The 18,991-nt window shown below is 68.9% G+C and carries 19 protein-coding genes; 12 read left to right on the forward strand and 7 right to left on the reverse strand.

What is annotated here, in order from left to right; all coding sequences use genetic code 11:
• The first annotated feature begins 5 nt into the window (after nucleotides 1-5).
• Genes AB0G52_RS24885 through AB0G52_RS24895 form a run of 3 tightly spaced genes read left to right on the forward strand, consistent with a single transcriptional unit; the run spans nucleotide 6 to nucleotide 3,087 of the window.
• Nucleotides 6-758, forward strand: coding sequence for a thrombospondin type 3 repeat-containing protein (locus AB0G52_RS24885; RefSeq protein WP_344405556.1), 753 nt, complete (start codon nucleotides 6-8; stop codon nucleotides 756-758).
• Nucleotides 755-1,762: a zinc-binding dehydrogenase gene (locus tag AB0G52_RS24890; RefSeq protein ID WP_344405558.1), complete on the forward strand. Its 1,008-nt coding sequence runs from the start codon at nucleotides 755-757 to the stop codon at nucleotides 1,760-1,762. Before AB0G52_RS24885 ends, AB0G52_RS24890 begins: the two co-directional genes overlap by 4 nt.
• Nucleotides 1,763-1,812: 50 nt before the next feature.
• Complete coding sequence (locus tag AB0G52_RS24895) at nucleotides 1,813-3,087, forward strand: ferric reductase-like transmembrane domain-containing protein (RefSeq protein ID WP_165939342.1); 1,275 nt, start codon at nucleotides 1,813-1,815, stop codon at nucleotides 3,085-3,087.
• Nucleotides 3,088-3,214: 127 nt separating this feature from the next.
• On the opposite strand, the gene AB0G52_RS24900 is transcribed toward AB0G52_RS24895, so the two are convergent.
• Together AB0G52_RS24900 and AB0G52_RS24905 are read right to left on the reverse strand one after the other, a co-directional pair.
• The gene (locus AB0G52_RS24900; RefSeq protein WP_132888604.1) at nucleotides 3,215-4,066 is read right to left on the reverse strand and encodes an NAD(P)-dependent oxidoreductase; all 852 of its coding nucleotides are present in this window, start codon (nucleotides 4,064-4,066) and stop codon (nucleotides 3,215-3,217) included.
• A 487-nt stretch (nucleotides 4,067-4,553) separates the two neighbouring features.
• Nucleotides 4,554-5,327, reverse strand: a complete 774-nt coding sequence (locus AB0G52_RS24905) for an SDR family oxidoreductase (RefSeq protein ID WP_132891149.1) — start codon at nucleotides 5,325-5,327, stop codon at nucleotides 4,554-4,556.
• Nucleotides 5,328-5,523: 196 nt separating this feature from the next.
• Here AB0G52_RS24905 and AB0G52_RS24910 point away from each other — a divergent pair, with 196 nt between their 5' ends.
• On the forward strand, nucleotides 5,524-6,393 hold the full coding sequence (locus AB0G52_RS24910; protein WP_132891150.1) for a helix-turn-helix domain-containing protein: 870 nt from the start codon (nucleotides 5,524-5,526) through the stop codon (nucleotides 6,391-6,393).
• Nucleotides 6,394-6,771: 378 nt separating this feature from the next.
• A complete protein-coding gene (locus tag AB0G52_RS24915; protein ID WP_361338736.1) occupies nucleotides 6,772-7,989 on the forward strand; it encodes an NAD(P)-dependent alcohol dehydrogenase in 1,218 nt (405 codons plus the stop codon).
• A gap of 293 nt (nucleotides 7,990-8,282) precedes the next feature.
• Here the strand turns inward: AB0G52_RS24915 and AB0G52_RS24920 are convergent, their stop codons facing one another.
• Complete coding sequence (locus tag AB0G52_RS24920; protein ID WP_165939466.1) at nucleotides 8,283-9,245, reverse strand: helix-turn-helix transcriptional regulator; 963 nt, start codon at nucleotides 9,243-9,245, stop codon at nucleotides 8,283-8,285.
• Between the two features lie 193 nt (nucleotides 9,246-9,438).
• Between AB0G52_RS24920 and AB0G52_RS24925 the strand changes: the two genes are divergently transcribed.
• On the forward strand, nucleotides 9,439-9,945 hold the full coding sequence (locus AB0G52_RS24925; RefSeq protein WP_344405562.1) for a cupin domain-containing protein: 507 nt from the start codon (nucleotides 9,439-9,441) through the stop codon (nucleotides 9,943-9,945).
• Between the two features lie 388 nt (nucleotides 9,946-10,333).
• Nucleotides 10,334-10,750: a hypothetical protein gene (locus AB0G52_RS24930; RefSeq protein ID WP_344405563.1), complete on the forward strand. Its 417-nt coding sequence runs from the start codon at nucleotides 10,334-10,336 to the stop codon at nucleotides 10,748-10,750.
• A 398-nt stretch (nucleotides 10,751-11,148) separates the two neighbouring features.
• Here AB0G52_RS24930 and ychF read toward each other — a convergent pair whose 3' ends face one another.
• On the reverse strand, nucleotides 11,149-12,237 hold the full coding sequence (ychF, locus tag AB0G52_RS24935; RefSeq protein ID WP_132891173.1) for a redox-regulated ATPase YchF: 1,089 nt from the start codon (nucleotides 12,235-12,237) through the stop codon (nucleotides 11,149-11,151).
• 196 nt (nucleotides 12,238-12,433) lie between these two features.
• On the opposite strand from ychF, the gene AB0G52_RS24940 reads away from it, so the two are divergent.
• Entirely contained in the window at nucleotides 12,434-12,973 is a 540-nt protein-coding gene (locus AB0G52_RS24940; RefSeq protein WP_361338741.1) for a DUF6542 domain-containing protein, read from the forward strand.
• A gap of 67 nt (nucleotides 12,974-13,040) precedes the next feature.
• Here AB0G52_RS24940 and ppgK read toward each other — a convergent pair whose 3' ends face one another.
• The gene (gene ppgK / locus AB0G52_RS24945) at nucleotides 13,041-13,790 is read right to left on the reverse strand and encodes a polyphosphate--glucose phosphotransferase (protein ID WP_132891175.1); all 750 of its coding nucleotides are present in this window, start codon (nucleotides 13,788-13,790) and stop codon (nucleotides 13,041-13,043) included.
• 75 nt (nucleotides 13,791-13,865) lie between these two features.
• Nucleotides 13,866-14,879 carry a 4-hydroxy-3-methylbut-2-enyl diphosphate reductase gene (locus AB0G52_RS24950; protein ID WP_361338744.1) on the reverse strand — a complete coding sequence of 338 codons (1,014 nt, stop codon included), beginning with the start codon at nucleotides 14,877-14,879 and terminating at the stop codon, nucleotides 13,866-13,868.
• Between the two features lie 120 nt (nucleotides 14,880-14,999).
• On the opposite strand from AB0G52_RS24950, the gene xseA reads away from it, so the two are divergent.
• The 3 genes from xseA (at nucleotide 15,000) to AB0G52_RS24965 (ending at nucleotide 17,227) form a co-directional block, all read left to right on the forward strand.
• Nucleotides 15,000-16,208, forward strand: a complete 1,209-nt coding sequence (xseA, locus tag AB0G52_RS24955; protein ID WP_132891177.1) for an exodeoxyribonuclease VII large subunit — start codon at nucleotides 15,000-15,002, stop codon at nucleotides 16,206-16,208.
• A gap of 26 nt (nucleotides 16,209-16,234) precedes the next feature.
• Entirely contained in the window at nucleotides 16,235-16,474 is a 240-nt protein-coding gene (locus tag AB0G52_RS24960; RefSeq protein WP_361338747.1) for an exodeoxyribonuclease VII small subunit, read from the forward strand.
• A 162-nt stretch (nucleotides 16,475-16,636) separates the two neighbouring features.
• A complete protein-coding gene (locus tag AB0G52_RS24965) occupies nucleotides 16,637-17,227 on the forward strand; it encodes a malonic semialdehyde reductase (protein WP_132891179.1) in 591 nt (196 codons plus the stop codon).
• Nucleotides 17,228-17,302: 75 nt separating this feature from the next.
• Here AB0G52_RS24965 and AB0G52_RS24970 read toward each other — a convergent pair whose 3' ends face one another.
• Nucleotides 17,303-17,827, reverse strand: a complete 525-nt coding sequence (locus AB0G52_RS24970; protein ID WP_132891180.1) for a DUF4245 domain-containing protein — start codon at nucleotides 17,825-17,827, stop codon at nucleotides 17,303-17,305.
• Nucleotides 17,828-17,952: 125 nt separating this feature from the next.
• Between AB0G52_RS24970 and glpX the strand changes: the two genes are divergently transcribed.
• Nucleotides 17,953-18,990 (forward strand): class II fructose-bisphosphatase, encoded by a 1,038-nt coding sequence (glpX, locus tag AB0G52_RS24975; RefSeq protein ID WP_361338750.1) that lies wholly within the window; start codon nucleotides 17,953-17,955, stop codon nucleotides 18,988-18,990.
• Nucleotide 18,991 lies beyond the last annotated feature (1 nt).

Below are 18,991 nucleotides of genomic sequence, written 5' to 3' on the forward strand. Positions count from 1 at the left end.
TCGGGATGTGGGCGGTGATCTGCGCCGGACTCTTGATGGCCGGGTCGGTCTTCACCGTGGCGAAAACGATCTTGGCTCCTTCTCGTGGGAGTGCGGAGGCCGTCGCCGGTTCCGCTGCCGGGGGCACTCAGGGCGGCGGTCGCCCGCCGAGCGGAGAGACCGAGGAGGGAGGCGGTGGATCGACCTTTCCTCAGCAGGCCCTGAATGACCCATGGGGGCTGTCCGCCTTCCGGGGGAACTGCATGATGTGCCACTCGGTCGACCCGGACGAGAACGCGTTCGAGTTCAATGGCTTCGGTGAGGACTGGCGCGAGGACCTGTTCGAGACGATCGCGCCGGGATCCGACGACATCTTCGATCCGTCTCAGGAGCAGCGCGAGGCAGCCAGCACCTACGAGCCCCTGCTCGAGAAGGACAGCGACGGCGACGGGTACCCGAACGGAGTCGAGCTGATGTTCGGCAGCGATCCGGGCGACCCCGAGTCGTTCTCCACACAGTCCCAGGAACTGCTCAGCTCCTGGTTCGTCACCGTGCAAAGAGTCATCGACCGCAGGAACATCTCGCAGTACGAGGCGATGCCTGAAGCGGTCAGGGCTACCGCGGACCGTGACGGAGACGATGTCCCCGACCTGCTCGAACGTTTCGCCGGCACCGACCCGAGCAACGCTGACTCGACGCCGCTGACGGCTGCACGCCGTCTTGCCGCCTACCGGATCATCCTCAATGAGGCGGGCATGAACGTGGATGCCGCCTCATGACGGGCATGCGCGCAGCGGTGCTGGACGTGTTCGGCGCGCATGCACCGGCGGTCCGCGACGTCCTGCGGCCTGAGCCGGAGCCGGGTCGCGTGCTGATCCGTGTTCTGGCTGCCGGCCTGAACCCGATCGACAACGGCATCCGACTGGGCCGGTCGCCGTACGCGCAGCCGGCGCTTCCCGCGATCGTCGGAACCGATGTCGCCGGGATCGTGGAGGCAGTCGGCGACGGTGTGGACAGCTTCTCGCCCGGAGACCGCGTCTTCGGCCTCACTGGCGGTGTGCGGGGTGAGCAGGGTTCGCTCGCCCAGTTCCAGAGCGCCGACCCCGCGCTGCTCGCGCACGCACCCGACACTCTGCCGCTGCGCCAGGCGGCGGCACTGCCTCTGGTGACCCTCACGGCGTGGGAGGCATTGCAGGCAATCCAGGTCGGCGCCGGCAGCAGACTACTCATCCAGGCCGGCGCCGGGGGCGTGGGACACGTCGCCACTCAGATCGCCGTCGCGTCGGGAGCCGACGTCACCGCCACCGTCTCCCCCGGCAAAGCCGCGCTCGTGGAAGCGTGGGGGGCCACAGCCGTGGACTACACCCGGACGGACGTGATGACCCGGCTCCGCGACGCGAGCGAAGGAGGCTTCGATGCCGTGTTCGACACGGTGGGCGGTCCCGCACTGGAGCAGTCCTTCCTCCTCGCCAGGCAGCACGGTGACGTCGCCAGCTGCGCGGCCTTCGGCCGGCCGTGCCTACAGGAGGCGTCACTCCGGTTCCTCACCCTGCACCCGGTGTACGTGCTGCTTCCGCTGACATCCGGGCGACGTCGTGCCGCGCACGGCGCTTTCCTGCGACGCACGGCCGAGCTCGTCGACTCCGGACGGCTCAGGCCGGTCGTTGACGAGCGGAGATTCACACTCGACGACCTGCCCGCGGCCTACACCGCGGTGGGGGACGGCAGCGCTTACATCAAGATCGTCGTCGACATCGCCGCCGACCCGTCCCCTCTGCGATGACCAGGGCCTTCGGGCCGCGGCCCTCCCGCCCTTTCGATCCCAGGAATGTCATGACCGCGAGCACCCTCCGCGCCGCACGCCCCGACCGCCGAGAGCAGCTGGTCGACGCGATGACCGGCCGCGGCGCGCTGTTCACGCTCCTCATCGCCTCCTTCCTGCCGTTTCTCACCCCGTTGGCAGATCTCGACGCGCAGCGAGGAACGGCCCGGCAAGCAGGGCTCGTCGTCGGCTCACTGGCGCTAATGACCCTGTGGTGGCAGGTCATCCTCGGCGTGCGGCGGGTCTCACAGGTGCTGCGGATGGACCGGGCCACCGCTGTCCGCGTCCACGCCGCACTGGGCACGGCCGGGGTCCTTCTCGTCCTGTTGCATCCCCTGCTCATGGCGGGCACCCAGAACCGCCCCCTGGCATGGCTGTGGCAGCTCGACTTCCGCTACCCGCACAACACGTTCGTCACGTTCGGCAAGCTCGCCGCCGCGCTCTTCGCAGTGGTCTGGATCTCCAGCACCATCGCAAAACGCCTCATCCGGTACCGGTCCTGGCGGGCGATGCATCTGCTCACCTACCCACTCGCCGTCCTGGTGTTCGCCCACTCGTGGGGGGTGCGGACCCTGATCTCGGACTCCGTGTTCGTCAACGCCTACTGGTGGGTCCTGGCCGCTTCCCTCGCCGCGGCTATGGGGCTGCAGCTCATCCACCGGTTGCGGCCGGCCTCAGGACACGCGTCGACCATCGGCCACGACGGCGACGTCCGCATCGTCGAGGTGTCCGTCCCGCCACGCCTCCAGCCCGCTCCCGGGCAGTTCGTGTACGTGCGGAGCACACGGTTGGGGCGCGCTCATCCGTTCTCACCGATCGGCCGCGACGAACACGGGCGGATCCTCCTCGCCGTGGAACCCGTCGGCCCCTTCACCCGGGCGTTCGCGGTCTCTGCGCAATGCTGCTGGGTCGACGGCCCCTACGGCTCGTTCCTCGACGACGATGCCACGATCCGCGTCTACATCGCAGGCGGCATCGGGGTGACGCCGTTCGTGGATCACCTCACGTCCAACGGGCGCTTGCACCTGTACCACCTGGCGCGCTCCGAGCGTGACCTCGCGTTCTCCCGACGGCTGAGTTCCACGTTGGGCCCGCGCTTCTACCACCCGGTCCTGAGCGGGCGCGGTGGGCGCATGCGCGCCGATGACATCCCGCGCCCCCTCCTGGACAGCGCGACGTTCTTCATCTGCGGTCGCCGCCGGTTCGTCACGGGATGGCGGGAACAGCTCAAGGATGTCGGCGTGGAGTCCGGCCGTATCCGGTCCGAAGTGTTCGAGTGGCCGTGAGACACCGCCGGCCGGCGGTGCGGGCCAGCTGATCCGCACGCTGCTGCTCACCGTCAGAGCTTTGGACACAGTCTGCAGCGGTCGCGCTGCTGCGCCCGTTTTCAGGGGCCGGGCCCACCGTCGGGGATCAGATACGGTCGAGCCAGCTGACCTGGGGAACATAGCCCAGCACTCGCCGTGCTTTGCCCGTGCTGAGCAGCGACGCGCGTCCCTCGAGACCGGACCGGCGTTCCACCGACGCCAGGCGGCCGGTGATCAGCTCGGAGGTGGGCCGTCGCATCACGGTGTCGGCGGCGGCGATGATGAAGGTGTCGGCGCCTTTGCGGTCCGACTCGACCGCGAGCCTGACGGCGCGCGCGCCGTCACGGGCGTCGATGTAGCCCCACAGGTTCCATGACCTCGTGTCAGGGTCGTCCTGCCAGGTCTCGAAACCCGGGTAGTCGGAGTCGTCCATCACGTTGGAAAACCGCAGACCGATGATGGAGAGGTCGGGCGTCCACCGCGCGAAATGCTCGGCCATCGTCTCCTCCAGCGCCTTGCCGAGGGAGTAGGAGGACTCCGGCCGAGCCGCGTACTCCTCGTCGACGGGAAGGTAGGGGGGCGCAGTCTCGAAAGGGATGCCGAGCACTGTTTCGCTCGACGCCCACACGATGGTGGTGATGCCTGCGAGCCGGGCCGCGGAGAACACGTTGTACGTGGAGGTGATGTTGTTGGTGAACAGCGCAGCGTTCGCGGCAAGGCCCGGGCCGGGGATCGCCGCGAGATGGACAACGGCGTCGATGCCGCGCGGGCGGGCGTCCACTCCGGTGAACGCTTCCACGACCTGTCCGTAGTCGGTCATGTCGATGACGGTGCTCTCGGCCGCGGTGTCCGGGAACCGGATCCGGTCGAGGGCGAAAACGACGTGACCGGCCCTTCGAAGGTCCTCGACCACGGCCCGCCCGAGCTTGCCCGCAGCACCGGTGACAGCAATGTGCATCGGAAAGCTCCTTTCACCTCCGCCTACGGCGGGCTCACTTCATGCGGCGTGGGCGGCAGCTGCTCGGCACAACGCGACACCGGCGTCGTGGTGGCTTTCAGGATGACGGCAGACGCCCGGCGAACCGGACCCAAAGTAGTACGGACACAACCACCTAGCCCCTTCTGCCTCGTGTGCAACGACGCAAAGGGAATCCCAGGTGTGCGGGTCAGCTCCAGCCGTCGGCAGTCGCGGAGGCGTCCGACACCGGCTCCGGCATCTGCTGCGACGAGAAGATCAGGGAGGGTGAGCACCACATCCCGACCCTCCCCTGCCGGGCCCGGCGCCTGGCCGACGTGATCCTCGCGATGCTTCGCGACGGCCCTTCTTGACAGCCGCCGACCCCCGTACTCCCGGCACCTGGCCCAAGGCCGACGGGGACGGGGGCTGGTCGGGCCGGCGCGCCCTGCAGGCTCTCGCGAGAGCCTGCAGGGCGCGCCCCGGGCGGTCAGCTGGCCTGGGCGGTCGGCATGACGGTCACCTGCTGCAGGTTGACGCGTGCGGGCAGGGACGCCACGAAGCCGACGGTCTGCGCGACGTCCTCGGGGGTGAGCCACTCGATGGTCTCCTTCGCGCCCGCCAGCCAGGCCAGAGCACCGTCGTCGGTGACGTGGCTCTGCAGCTCGGTGCCGACGATGCCGGGCTCAATCGCCGAGACACGCACATTCTTCGGGCCCAGTTCGACCCGCAGGTGCCGGGAGAGGTGGGTGACGTACGCCTTCGTCGCGGAGTAGACGGCGAAGTTCGGGTAGATGTTCTGCGCCGCGATCGACGAGGTGTTGATCAGGTCCGCGACACCGTGCTGCTCAGCGGCCTTCACCAGCTGAGGGGTGAAAGCGCCGATGGCATTCATCAGGCCGGTGATGTTGAGGTCGATCTGGTGCTGCCACTGCTCGCCGGCGCGTTCCTCGATCGGCGCGGGCAGCATGATGCCCGCGTTGTTGAACAGCAGGTCGGCGCCGCCGAACTCGGCCGCGACACGGTCAGCCGCCGCCTGGACCGCCGCCTGGTCGGTCACGTCCAGGGGCAGGGCGCCGGCCTGGCCGCCGTTCTCATTGATCCGGGCCACCAGCTGCTCCAGCCGGTCCGCGCGCCGGGCCAGGACGACGACGCGGGCGCCGAGCGCGGCCAGGTGCTCGGCCGACGCTGCGCCGATACCGCTGGAAGCGCCGGTGACGACCGCGACACGGCCGGACAGGGGGCGGGAGGTCTGCGTGGTCATGAGACACACCTTTCAACGAGATGAGGATCGAAGAGCCGAGGGTCTGTTCGCCATCGGCCCCTCCACCACAACACCACCCGCAGACGCCCCGCAGGACGCTGGAAAAGGCCCTGACCAGGCAGGTACCCCCAAGGAAGGTACTGGCGGTACCACCCAGCCCCGGCCATGGTCTCCCCCCGCCCGCCACACTGGGGACATGGACGACCGTAGGACCGAACTCGCCGATTTCCTGCGCACCCGCCGCGCCCGGGTCACCCCCGACCAGGCCGGGCTGCCCGACGACGGCCGGGCTCGCCGTGTACCGGGCCTGCGCCGCGACGAGGTCGCCCGACTGGCCGGCGTCAGTACCGAGTACTACACCCGCCTGGAACAGGGTCGGGCCCTCAACCCCTCCCCCGAGGTCGTCGAAGCCCTCGCCCGCACCCTGCGGCTGGATCCCTCCGAGCGCGAGCACCTCACCGACCTCCTGGCACGGCCCACACCAGCCCGCCGCGCTCCCACCAGCCCCCAGCGCGTGCGCCCCGGACTGCACCTGATGCTGCAGACCCTCGACCACGTGCCCGCGTTCATCCTCGGCCGGCGCACCGATGTCCTGGCCTCCAATCGCCTCGCCCGCGAGGTCCTCACCGACTTCGACGCCCTACCGGCCCCCCGCCGCAACCTGGCCCGCTACTACCTTCTGGACCCCGTCGCGCGCGAACGCGTCGGCAACTGGGCCCAGATCGCCGCCGAGACCGTCGCCATCCTCCGCCTGGAAGCCGGCCGTAACCCCCATGACCGCCAGCTCGCCGACCTCATCGGCGAACTCACCGTCAAGACACCGGAGTTCACCACCTGGTGGAACGACCACCAGGTACTGCGCCGGACCCACGGCGCCAAGCACTACCACCACCCCCTCGTCGGCGACCTGCACTTCTCCTACGAGTCCTTCCAAGTGCCCGGCGACACAGACCAGACCCTGTGCGTCTACAACGTCGAACCCGGCTCCCCGACCGCCCAGGCTCTGCGACTGCTCACCAGCTGGACAGCCCCCCAACCAACCGGAACGCCCGAACGAGACGCCTAGGAAACCAGGGCCTCGCATCCGTCTCCGGCATGGGGCGGACACCTTGCCACCGCGGCCGGGCCGGCCCATGGCACCTTTCCCCGGCCGGCGAGGTTGAGCGCCTCATGGGCGGGCGCCCGTTCGACAGCCACTACCGCAGTGGACAACGCCGCGTGCAGTCGCCGCCCTCTTCACCAAGGCTGTTCCGCCACAATTCCCTGCTGTGCGCCTTCGATGATGGCCGGCATCTCGACGCCAACGACGAGGTCGCCGTAGGCGAGATCTGGTGATACAGACCATGTTCAAGGTGGTCCTGCCAGTGTCACCTTGAGTCTCTTTATGGCGCCGTTCCGCAGATAGGCTCTTAAGCGAAACAGTCGAACGAACAAGGTGGACTTCGTGTCAGTTTCCAAGGCGCAGAGTTTCTCAGGTGTCGGCCGTCGCGATTTTATTTACGGAACCGCCGCAACAGCGGTGGCGGGAGGACTACTGACCGCCACTCCTTCGCGGGCAGATGCCGCCACACCGTCGGGTTCTCTCGGGCCGATGAGTGTCGTCGGAATGGCCAACTTCGACACATCGGGCAGCTTTCGTCCTCACCGATTCCAGCGCAGGCCGGTACGTGCCGACGACGTACAGGTGCGCATCGACTTCTCCGGCGTGTGCCATTCGGACATACACACGGCTCACGGCGACTGGGGACCTCAGCACTACCCGCTGGTCACCGGGCACGAGATGGCCGGGGTGGTCACAGCGGTGGGGGCCGAGGTGAGCCGCTTCAAGGTCGGCGACCGGGTCGGCGTGGGAACGTACGTCGACTCGTGCCGCACCTGCGAGGAGTGCAGGGCCGGCAGGGAGCAGTACTGCATCAACAGCGCACTCTTCACCTACGGTAATCCGATACCGTCCTATGCAGACGCAGCGGACTATCCTGGTGGATATCCCAAGGGCGGATACTCCACCGGAATCGTCGTACGCGAGAACTATGTCTACCCGATCCCGAAGGAGATCGACCTCAAACACGCGGGCCCCATCATGTGCGCCGGTGTCACGGTCTGGTCTGCGCTCCGCAACTGGGACATCGCGCGCGGCTCCCGGGTCGGGATTCTCGGGGTGGGTGGACTCGGGCACCTGGCCATTCAGCTGGCCCACGCTCTCGGAGCCGAGGTCACCGGGTTTACCACGTCGGCCGAGAAGAAGAGTGACATCCGCCGGTTCGGTGCCGCCGACGTCGTGGTGAATTCCGACCCGGACCAGATGGCGAAGTACACGCGCCATTTCGATTTCATCCTGGACACCATTCCAGCCACCGTCCCCCTGGATCCCTATCTCAGTCTCCTCAAGCGAGGAGGCACTCTCTGCCGCGTCGGCATCGACAAGACGACGATCGCGAACGAGTTCGGGGCCTTCTCACTTACCAGCGCCCAGAACTCTCTGGCCGGCTCCAATGTCGGCAGCGTCCGCGAGACGCACGAGGTACTCCAGTTCGCAGCGCGATACGGCATCCGGCCCCAGGTGCAGGTGGTTCCCGCACGCCAGGTGGGTACTGTGTGGCCCAAGGTCGTCGACAAAGCGGCTCGCTACCGGTTCGTGCTGGACATGAGCGACCTGCGATGACCCGTTCCCGGCAGGCGCCTTGAGCAAGTTGGCTCAACGTACGCCACCGGTGACGACCTCGTCCCTTCGAGGATTTCAGACGGGCAGCGCCACGCTCGACCGGAGGCTCGTGCCTTCGGCAGTGCCAGTTTGACGGTCTGCTGGGTGAGCGTCAGTTCGCCTCCCCGCAGGCCGTCTGGCCGGTACGCATGCCCAACACCGGTAACGGCGCGGTCGGCCAGGATCGGCACCGCACGGTGAAGGCGCCTTCCGCGAGGACATCTTGAACCGAGAGCCGCGCCCAGTGGCAAGGATCAATGGGGTGTGATGCGCATGGTCTGAATGCCCAGGGCGCGCGCCACCAACTCCCCGCGGCTGCGTACACCGAATTTGGAGAAGATCGACTTCAGATGGTCCTGCACGGTGTACGGGGACATGCTCAGTACCGAGGCGATCCCCGTCGACGATCGGCCGGAGATCACCTGCTGCAAGATCTCCCGCTCCCGGGCCGTCAGTGCGTACACGAGGGTCAGTATCTCGGTGATGCCGGCGGTCGGGGTCGGCTGGATGGAAACCGAAACCATACCGGCCGGGGCACCAGCGTGCGGTTCGCCGTCCAGCGGCGAGCCCCACAGCGAGAGCCATCGCCCGGTGCGGGACCGCACCCGCAGATACGCCTCCTCGCCCCGTCCCGCTCGAGCAGCCGCCGACACCTCGTGCAGGGCCTGGACGCTGATCTCGTCCAGCCAGCGCCGCGCCGTGTCGTTGGCGGCCAGAGTGCGGCCCTCCGCGTCGGACACCACGACGCCGGGTCCCGTCGGCCCCGAAGATGTGGGCTCCGGACCGTTGACGCTAGCCCGGCGCAGGGCCGTTGCGACCGGCCGGGACAGCGCGCGTACCAGGGACGCTTCCCGTGGTGTGAAGTCCGCCCGGTCGCCGTGTCGGAACATCGCCAGGGCGCCCCAGCACTCCCCGTCCGCCATGAACACAGCACGCAGCTCGTGCCGGGCGTCGAAGATCGGCAGAACCGAGCGGAACCGCGCACTCAGACCGGGGTCACCGCCTGAGCTGTGACTGAGGATTCCGACGGTACGGCCGGTGCGCGCGAGGTCGGAAAACTTGTCGACATCCGGCACCAAGTGCTCGTGGTGCGATGCGAGCGCCCCGCTGCCGGGCGGAATGCCGTCCGAGACGTCATCGGTGAGCAGCAGTGTCCACGGGTCGATGGTGCCGAAGCAGAAGGCGTCGTAAGCAACATCCTGCTCCAGCCGGGCCATGACCTGGGAACGCAACGCCCGTGTGTCCAGACCCTGCCTGCATATCCGCTCGATGTCGCTGTGCAGCCTGTCCATCGGCGCAGCCTATCCAGAAGACCCCAGAATTCTGGGATGGCCTGAACGACGACCGCTCCCATAACGTCCGAGGTGATCATCAGTCAGATCGTGGAGGATCACAGTGAGTTTTCCCTATGTGTCCCAGGCCGGCGAACACGAGCAGTTGGAGTGGCTCGGCGAAGGGATCATGGAAGTGCTGCTGGACGGGCAGCGCACCGGCGGCGCTCTGAGCATGTTCCGGTCGACCTTGCCGAGTGCCACCGCTTCCCCCGTGCACGTGCACTCCACCGAGGACGAGATCATTCTGATGCTGAGCGGCAGCGGCCTGTTCTGGATCGGAGACCGTCGGTTCGAAGTCACCGCAGGCGGCATCGTATACCTGCCGCGCAACATCCCTCACGCGTACCACGTGACGTCCGACCAGGCGGACATGCTCGCGATCGCCACCCCCTCGGGTGTGGAGAACTTCTTCCGCGACGCTGGCTGGAGCCTGTCCCGACCGAAGCCGGCCGACTGGGCCGTCACCCCCGAGATCCTGGAGAAGGCCGCTGCCGAGAACGGACAGATCCTGCTCGGTCCGCCGCTCGGCAGCGACGAGATGATTCCGACGGCTGTCATCGAGCGTTTTGGGCGTGGCCACTGATCTGGCGACGCCGTCGACGTCCGCACCACACCAAGCTCCCGTGCCGTTGAGAGATCTGTTCGACCTCTCTCTCATTCACGCACGAGCCTGGCCGGTTCCCTGTGCTGCCGCACTCGGCTTGCCTCACCCGCCGCTCGAGTCGACGCCATGCCCATGGGAACCCGCGAGGGTGCCGCCATTGCAAGCTGCCACCGCACCAGCCTGCACTGGCCGACATTGCAGAAGAACGGGTCGGCAGGGAAGGGGGCGTAGGTTTAGTTCTTTCTCCCGAGGCACCATGCGCCGCGGGACGGATCCGCCCCCGTCCAGGCATCCCTGGGCTGATCCGCGTGAGCGATGCACCTCGCAAACCGCCCGCGACGCATCCCCGGAGGTCATACGGGGTTACGTGGGCCACGACGCCGTCTCGGTCCAAGAGGCGCTGGACGGTCTGGACTCGGGCGGCTCGCTGGAGGTGTATGCCATCCTCAACGGCCTATTGCGCTCGACCATCAGCATCATGGAGCTGACGGGCAGGCAATGGCAGCTAGAGGATCTCGTGCGGCAGGCAGACGAGGTCGCTGTCTCGGAGCCACCCCACTACCAGTTCGCCGCAGCCGAGGCGGCACGAGCGTGGGCCCGGGGCGACGAATCGGCGATGCGGGCGGCGTCGTGCCGGGCCTTTCCCGGGGCTGTGCACATCACGGCCATGGGCGCGTCCCCGTGCTGGGGCAGGCGCGGCTTCCTGGACGTGCTCGGCGAGTTGCACGAGACCGCTGCCACGTCCGCGGCCGACTGGATCTACGCCAACTCCGAGGACTCGTAGTTCAGCGCACCAGACTCTCGTGGCTTCGTCGTCGATGCCACCTGCCTGCGAAGCCGACGAGAACCCTCACTGAGGACGCCGCCGTCGTCGACCATCACCTCGCTGACATCGGCAGGCTGCCGGGACCGGACAACCCGTCCAAGCGAGGTGGTGGATCGCACAGCCCAGGACGCCGAAGAGGCTGAGGCAAACAGTGCGCGCCCCAGCACGGGCGCTCGCATCCTGCCCAGCACAGATCCAGCACGGTAGGGATGAGCAGGGGTGATGACAGGTGACGAGAGGTCAGAAAATCCAGCACCTATCCAGCACGGTAAAAATCAAGGGGCCTGACCCCGAAGAGCCAGACCCCTTGTGACCTGCATGTTTGCCAGATCAGCGAAGTGGTGCTACGTCACCCGCTACACGTTGAAGCGGAACTCCACCACGTCGCCGTCCTGCATCACGTAGTCCTTGCCCTCCATGCGGGCCTTGCCCTTGGCGCGGGCCTCGGCGACCGAGCCGGCTTCGACCAGGTCCTCGAAGGAGATGACCTCGGCCTTGATGAAGCCCTTCTGGAAGTCGGTGTGGATGACACCGGCCGCCTCGGGGGCCGTCGCGCCCTTCTTGATGGTCCAGGCGCGGGATTCCTTGGGGCCGGCCGTGAGGTAGGTCTGCAGGCCGAGGGTGGTGAAGCCGACGCGGGCGAGGGTGGCGAGGCCGGGTTCCTCGGCTCCCACCGACTCCAGCAGCTCCAGGGCGTCCTCCTCGTCGAGCTCCGCGAGGTCCGCCTCCAGCTTGGCGTTGAGGAAGATCGCCTCCGCGGGGGCGACCAGGGCTCGCTGCTCGGTCTTGAAGTCCTCGTCGAGCAGTTCGTCCTCGTCGACGTTGAAGACGTAGAGGAACGGCTTGGTGGTGAGCAGGTGCAGGTCGTGGAGGAGCTCGGCGCGCTCCGAGCCCTGCACGATGCCGTGGCCGAAGAGCGTGTCGCCCTTCTCCAGGATCTCCTTGGCCTCCTCGACGGCCTTGACCTTGGGGGCCACGTCCTTCTTGATGCGCGACTCCTTCTGGAGGCGCGGCAGGACCTTCTCGATCGTCTGGAGGTCGGCGAGGATCAGCTCGGTGTTGATCGTCTCGATGTCGTCCTTCGGCGAGACCTTGCCGTCGACGTGCACGACGTTCTCGTCCTTGAAGGCACGGATGACCTGGCAGATCGCGTCGGACTCACGGATGTTCGCGAGGAACTTGTTGCCCAGGCCCTCACCCTCGGAGGCGCCCCGCACGATGCCCGCGATGTCGACGAAGTCGACCGTGGCGGGGAGGATCCGCTGCGAGGCGAAGATCTCCGCCAGCTTGGCCAGCCGGGCGTCGGGGACGCCGACCACACCCACGTTGGGTTCGATCGTGGCGAACGGGTAGTTGGCCGCCAGCACGTCGTTCTTGGTCAGGGCGTTGAACAGGGTCGACTTGCCGACATTCGGCAGGCCGACGATTCCGATCGTGAGCGACACGTTGCGACTTCCCGTAGTGAGAGGGTGAGTGAGCCGGGGGCTGCCGGTGCCGGCGGGCCGGCCGATCCACCAGTTTACGGGGTTCGGGGCCCCTCGCCTGCGGCCGCGTCGAACACGTGGACATGGTCTGTTCTTCGGCTTGGTTCCGGCGTGTCTGGTCCCCGAGCGGGCACATCGACCGACCTAAGTTGGTCCGGTGGAGCATCACAGGACCCGACCCCGACAGCAAGGCCCGCGCCGTGGCGCCCCCCGCACACCGCTGCCGCCGCAGGCGAGACGGCGACCGGGGACGGCCGCGCGCCGGCCGGGGACGGGAAGGCCCCGTACGGCGCCCGCCGCCGGGCCCGGGCCGGGACCGGGCCCACGCGGTCCCCGGCTCACGAGCCTCGGCTGTGCCCTGTTCTGCGGGGCGGCGATGTTCCTGCTCGGCTTCCTGGACGACCTGCTCCTCGGGGCGTCCCTGACCGTGTACGGGGTGCTGTTCCTGCCGGTCTCCGCGCTGACCGCGCTGTGGGTGCGCCCGAGCGATCTGCTGACCGCTCCCGTCGTCGCCCCGATCGCGTTCGCCGTCGGGCTGCTGGCCGTCGCCGACGGCAGCGGGTTCCTGGACGGTCTGATGGGGCTGGTGACGGCCCTGTCCACCCAGGCCGGCTGGCTCTACGGCGGAACCCTGGTCACGGGGCTGATCGTCCTCGTCCGCCGGGCCCGGCTGCTCCGCCGCCGACGCAGGCCCTGAGGCGTGCCTTGGGGGGAGGCCGGGACGGGAACGGTACGGGCCCGGGGCGAGGCGGTCCGCCGGGGGGCTACTTCGCGTGTTTCGCCGCGCGCATCGCCGCGCCCACGATCCCCGCGTTGTTCTGCAGCTGCGCCGGCACGATCTCGGCCTTGACGCCCTTGAGGAAGGGCAGGAACTTGTCGGCCTTGCGGCTGACCCCGCCGCCGATGATGAACAGCTCCGGCGAGAACAGCATCTCGACGTGCGCGAGGTACTTGGTGACCCGGTGCCCCCACTGCTCCCAGCTGAGGTCGTGGTCCTCCTTGGCCTTGCTGGAGGCCTTCTTCTCGGCGTCGTGCCCGTCCAGCTCCAGGTGGCCGAGCTCCGTGTTGGGGACCAGCTCGCCGTCGACGAACAGGGCGCTGCCGATGCCGGTGCCGAAGGTCAGCAGGAGTACGACACCCTTGCGGCCGCGGCCGGCGCCGAACTCCATCTCGGCGACGCCCGCCGCGTCCGCGTCGTTGACCACGGTCACCGGGAGGCCGCCGAGCCGCTCGCTGAACAGCGTGCGCGCGTCGGTGTCGATCCAGCTCTTGTCGACGTTGGCCGCCGTGCGGATGTGGGTGCCGTCCGTGATCACGCCCGGGAAGGTGAGCCCGACCGGGCCGGTCCACCCGAAGTGGTCGACGACCTGCCTGACCCCGTCGGCGACGCCGTCGGGCGTCGCCGGATGCGGGGTGAGCACCTTGCAGCGCTCCTGCGCCAGGTCGCCCTTTGCCAGGTCCACGGGAGCGCCCTTGATCCCTGAACCACCGATGTCCACGCCGAAGATCTGCATGGCTCCACGTTACGTGGTACGACTGACAGTCACGACGCCGGACGGCCCGCGATCACACCGTCGTACGATCCGCTCTCAGGCCCCGGCGCCGGCGCCGCCGCGCTCGGCGACCAGGGCGGCCGCCTCTTCGCGCAGGTCACGGCGGAGTTCCTTGGGCAGCGAGAAGGTGATGGACTCCTCGGCCGCCTTGACGATCTCGACGTCGCCGTAGCCGCGCTCGGCGAGCCACTCCAGGACCTGCTCGACCAGGACCTCCGGGACGGAGGCGCCGGAGGTGACGCCGACCGTGGTGACGCCCTCCAGCCAGGCCTCGTCGATCTCGCCGGCGAAGTCGACCAGGTACGCCTCGCGCGAGCCGGCCAGCTTGGCGACCTCGACCAGCCGCTTGGAGTTGGAGGAGTTGCGGGAGCCGACCACGATGACGAGTTCGGCCTCGGCGCCCATCTGCTTCACGGCGAGCTGACGGTTCTGCGTGGCGTAGCAGATGTCGTCGCTCGGCGGCGAGATGAGCTGCGGGAACTTCTCCTTCAGGGCGTCGACGGTCTCCATCGTCTCGTCCACGCTCAACGTGGTCTGGGACAGCCAGACGACCTTGGACTCGTCGCGGACCTCGACCTTGGCGACGTCGTCGGGGCCGTCGACCAGCTGGATGTGGTCGGGGGCCTCGCCGGAGGTGCCGATGACCTCCTCGTGGCCCTCGTGGCCGATCAGGAGGATGTCGTAGTCCTCGTTCGCGAACCGGACGGCTTCCTTGTGGACCTTGGTGACCAGCGGGCAGGTGGCGTCGATGGTGGCGAGCCGGCCGCGCTCGGCCTCCTCGTGGACGACGGGCGCGACGCCGTGCGCGGAGAACATCACGATGTTGCCCGGCGGGACCTCCTCGGTCCGTTCGACGAAGATCGCGCCCTTCTTCTCCAGGGTCTGCACGACGTACTTGTTGTGGACGATCTCGTGCCGGACGTAGACCGGGGCCCCGTACTGCTCCAGGGCCCTCTCGACGGCGATCACGGCGCGGTCCACGCCCGCGCAGTAGCCACGGGGGGCGGCGAGCAGGACACGGCGGCCAGACGAAGCAGTCATGGCACCCATCGTAAGGCCGCGCCCGGGGGGCGTTGATCGGGTCCGGGTGACGGTCCCGAGGAGAGAGCGGACCGGTTCACGGCAGGGCGGCGGGGCGGTCCTGTCGGTGGGCGCCGTTACGCTCGCCGCATGGCTCTGAACACGTCCGCCGAGACACCCGTACCCGTCGGTGAGATCTCCCGGCTCATCGGCGGATGGATCGACCGGCTCGGCGCGGTGTGGGTCGAGGGGCAGATCACCCAGCTGTCGCGGCGGCCCGGCGCCGGGGTGGTGTTCCTGACGCTGCGCGACCCGTCGTACGACATCTCGATCGGCGTCACCTGTTTCCGGCAGGTGTTCGACGCCGTCGCCGATGTCGTCGGGGAGGGCGCCCGGGTCGTCGTGCACGCGAAGCCGGAGTGGTACGCGCCGCGTGGGCAGCTGTCGCTGCGGGCGGCCGAGATACGGCCGGTCGGCGTCGGGGAGCTGCTGGCGCGGCTGGAGATGCTCAAGAAGACGCTGGCCGCGGAGGGGCTGTTCGCCGCCGAGCGGAAGAAGCCGTTGCCGTTCCTGCCGCAGTTGATCGGGCTGGTGTGCGGGCGGGCCTCGGCTGCCGAGCGGGACGTGCTGGAGAACGCCCGGCACCGGTGGCCGGCGGTGCGGTTCGAGGTGCGCAACGTGCCGGTGCAGGGCGTGCACGCCGTGCCGCAGGTCGTGCAGGCCGTGAAGGAGCTGGACGCGATCGAGGCGGTGGATGTGATCGTCGTCGCGCGCGGGGGCGGCAGCGTGGAGGATCTGCTGCCGTTCTCCGACGAGCAGTTGGTGCGGGCGGTGGCCGGGTGCCGGACGCCCGTGGTGTCCGCCATCGGCCACGAGCCCGACACCCCGCTGCTCGACTACGTCGCCGACCTGCGCGCCTCGACGCCCACCGACGCGGCGAAGAAGGTCGTACCGGACGTGGGTGAGGAGCTGGAGCGGGTGCGGATGCTGCGGGACCGGGCCCGGCGGTGCGTCGACGCGCTGGTGTCGCGGGAGGAGCGGGGGCTGGCCCAGGCGCTGGCGCGGCCGGCCATGGAGGATCCGCACCGGATGCTCGACGAGCGGGCCGATCACGTGGCCGGGCTGGTCGATCGTTCGCGGCGCACCCTGCGGCATCTGCTGGACCGCGCCGACTCGGAGCTGACGCACACGCACGCGCGCGTGGTGGCCCTCTCCCCCGCCGCCACCCTGAAGCGCGGTTACGCCGTGCTGCAGAAGGGCGACGGGCACGTGGTGCGCGACAGCGGGGAGGTCGAGCCGGGCGAGGCGCTGCGCGCGCGGGTCGCCGAGGGCGACTTCACGGTGCGGGTCGAGGGCTAGTACAGGTTGACGAGAAAGGCACGTGCATGAGCGGCAGGACCGAAGAGGCGCTCTCCTACGAGCAGGCGCGGGACGAGCTGATCGACGTCGTCCGGCGGCTGGAGGCCGGCGGGACGAGCCTGGAGGAGTCGCTCGCGCTCTGGGAGCGGGGCGAGGAGCTGGCCAAGGTGTGTAGGCGGTGGCTGGAGGGGGCGCGGGCCCGGCTGGACGCGGCGCTGGCCGAGGAGGAGGAAGCGGAGGCGGAGGGGAGGAGCGAGAAGGGGTGAGACAAGGGGTGGGAGGTCAGGGTGTGAGGCGGGTCACCACGATCCCGGCCTTTGTTGAACCTTGAACCTTCCTTCGCTAGGGTCGCACCGACAAGCTATCCGGACCACGGTCCGGATCACGTGCCGACTCCCCCGCCCGGGATGCGACCCAGGAAGTTCACCATGTCTCTCGTTCTCGACCCCGCCGCTCAGGACCTGCTGTTCCGCGAGGCCCGCACCGCCAACACCTTCACCGACGAGCCGGTGACCGACGAGCAGGTCCAGGCGATCTACGACCTGGTCAAGTTCGGCCCGACCTCCATGAACCAGTCGCCGCTGCGCATCGTCCTGGTCCGCTCGCCCGAGGCCCGTGAGCGCCTGGTGCGGCACATGTCCGAGGGCAACCAGAAGAAGACCGCCGCCGCCCCGCTGGTCGCGATCCTCGCCGCGGACAACGAGTTCCACGAGGAGCTGCCGCACCTCTTCCCGCACTTCCCGCAGGCCAAGGACATGTTCGCCGGCAGCCGGGAGAACCGCGAGAAGAACGCCACCCTGAACGCCGCCCTCCAGGCCGCGTACTTCATCATCGGCGTCCGCGCCGCCGGCCTCGCCGCCGGCCCGATGACCGGCCTGGACCTCGCGGCCGTCCAGAAGGAGTTCCTGGACGACGACCACACCCCGCTGATGGTCGTCAACATCGGCAAGCCGGGCCCGGACGCCTGGTTCCCGCGCGGCCCGCGCCTGGCCTACGACGACGTCGTCACGACCGTCTGAGCAGCCCCACTGCACGGAAGAGGCCCCCGGCACCACGCCGGGGGCCTCTTCCGTGCACGAGCGCGCACAGCCGCCTCAGGACGTCTTCAGCGCCGCGGCCATCTTCGTCAGCTGGGCGAAGGACGCCGTGCCGGCCACCACCGTCGTCGAACCGCGGGTGCCGTCGAGCACCAGCGCGTCGTAGCGGCCGCCCGTGTAGTGCGTCCAGGTGCGGTCGCCGATCCTCTCGGCCGTCTTCGTGGCCGTCGCGCCCTGGCTGGCGTCGGCGATGAAGTCCGCCGGCTTCTGAGTGGACTGTTCGATCTGGACGTACTGACCGTCGGGGGTCTGGTACCCGAGGTGCCAGCGGTCGCCCTCCGCGCCCTGGAACCGCACCGACGTGGCCTTCCAGCCACTGGGCAGACCCTCGGGTGCGGCGACCGGGTAGCTCGCGGCGCGCCGCGCCGTCAGCAGCTCCACCCGGTAGTCCACCCTCGGAAGGTCGGGAGCGTGATCGTCGTGCGGGACGAGAAGATAGACGAAGCCCGCCGCGAGGCCGATCAGGGCCAGGGAGAGAATCATGTCCCGGACCGTCTTCTGCTTGCCGTTCGTGCCTGCCACGCCCTCTATGGTCGCAGGTGCCCCTTGCGCTCATCCGTGGGGTCCCCTGCTCATTTTGTCAGCCTGGCGATAGAGTCGACGGGAACCCTCATCCGGCCGTCGTCGTATCAGAAAGGTGCGCTCCGATGACCGAGAATCATCATCACCTGCCGTCCGAGCTCGATGTCCCCTCCGAGGCCCCCGACCGCAACCTCGCCCTGGAGCTCGTCCGGGTCACCGAGGCCGCCGCGATGGCGGCGGGGCGCTGGGTGGGCCGCGGCGACAAGAACGGCGCCGACGGCGCCGCGGTCCGCGCCATGCGCACCCTCGTCTCCACCGTGTCGATGAACGGCGTGGTCGTCATCGGCGAGGGCGAGAAGGACGAGGCCCCGATGCTCTTCAACGGGGAGCACGTCGGTGACGGCACCGGACCCGAGGTCGACATCGCCGTCGACCCGATCGACGGGACGACGCTGACCGCGAAGGGCATGCCCAACGCGATCTCGGTGCTGGCCGCCGCCGAACGCGGGGCCATGTTCGACCCGTCCGCCGTGTTCTACATGGACAAGCTGGTCACGGGCCCGGATGCGGCGGACTTCGTCGACATCAACGCGCCCATCTCCGTCAACATCCGCCGGGTCGCCAAGGCGAAGCGGTCCTCGCCGGAGGGCGTGACCGTGGTCATCCTGGACCGGCCGCGGCACGAAGGGATCATCAAGGAGATCCGGGAGGCCGGCGCACGCATCAAGCTGATCTCCGACGGTGACGTCGCCGGGTCGATCTACGCGCTGCGCGAGGGCACGGGCGTGGACATGCTGCTCGGGATCGGCGGCACGCCCGAGGGCATCATCTCGGCCTGCGCGGTGAAGTGCCTGGGCGGCACGATCCAGGGCAAGCTGTGGCCCAAGGACGACGAGGAGCGGCAGCGGGCGATCGACGCCGGGCACGACCTGGACCGGGTGCTGACCACCGAGGACCTGGTGACCGGCGAGAACGTGTTCTTCGTCGCCACCGGCATCACGGACGGCGAGCTGCTGCGGGGCGTGCGCTACCGGTCGGAGACCGCGCTGACCGAGTCGATCGTGATGCGGTCCAAGTCGGGGACGGTGCGGCGGATCGACTCCGAGCACCGGCTGCGCAAGCTGCGGGCGTACAGCACGATCGATTTCGACAAGGCGAAGTAGC

Origin of the sequence: Streptomyces sp. NPDC021562 (genome assembly GCF_040640875.1) — a bacterium.
GTDB lineage: Bacteria > Actinomycetota > Actinomycetes > Streptomycetales > Streptomycetaceae > Streptomyces.